General features: G+C 54.1%; 1 protein-coding gene. It reads left to right on the top strand.

Features of this window, described 5'->3' with window-relative positions; translation table 11 throughout:
• Nucleotides 1-147 precede the first annotated feature (147 nt).
• On the top strand, nt 148-471 hold a 324-nt coding region (locus HX774_RS19860), incomplete at its 3' end, for a hypothetical protein (RefSeq protein WP_218650541.1).

Raw genomic sequence — 471 nt, 5'->3', positions numbered from 1 at the left:
AACAGCGTCAAACCCTCACGCCTGGCCGACGCGTTTCTCAACCTGCTGCCAACCGCTCATAAAGAGGTTGTTGGCTAGCTGCGTGATGTGGTGCTGCCGGGCAGCGGTCGGTGACCATTTTGTTGCTTTCGCGTAGAGGGTCGTTTTATGAGTAAAGTAACGAGTCATGTATTTAATACAGAAGCGCCGGTGGCGAGATCTGTATTTGATACGTCCCTGTTGCCCGAGAAGTCCCGTATAGGTGTATGGCGCGAGACGGCAGCATCAGTATGGCAGATATCGTCGATCACGGATGCGACTTTCTTCGCTAAAGTGAATGCGTATCGCGCCGGAGAGTTGATGTTCGGGAGTGTTACTACTTGCGTTCAGAAGACGGAACGGACTTCGGCGCTGATCGCAGGCGATAGTCTCGATTACTACATGATGCAGTTTTACGTCTCAGGCAGCCGAGTGGCCCGCTCGCGGCGAGGG

The sequence above is a fragment of the Brevundimonas sp. P7753 genome (assembly GCF_013386595.1).
Lineage (GTDB): Bacteria > Pseudomonadota > Alphaproteobacteria > Caulobacterales > Caulobacteraceae > Brevundimonas > Brevundimonas bullata.
This window is presented reverse-complemented; position numbering and strand designations above follow the sequence as displayed.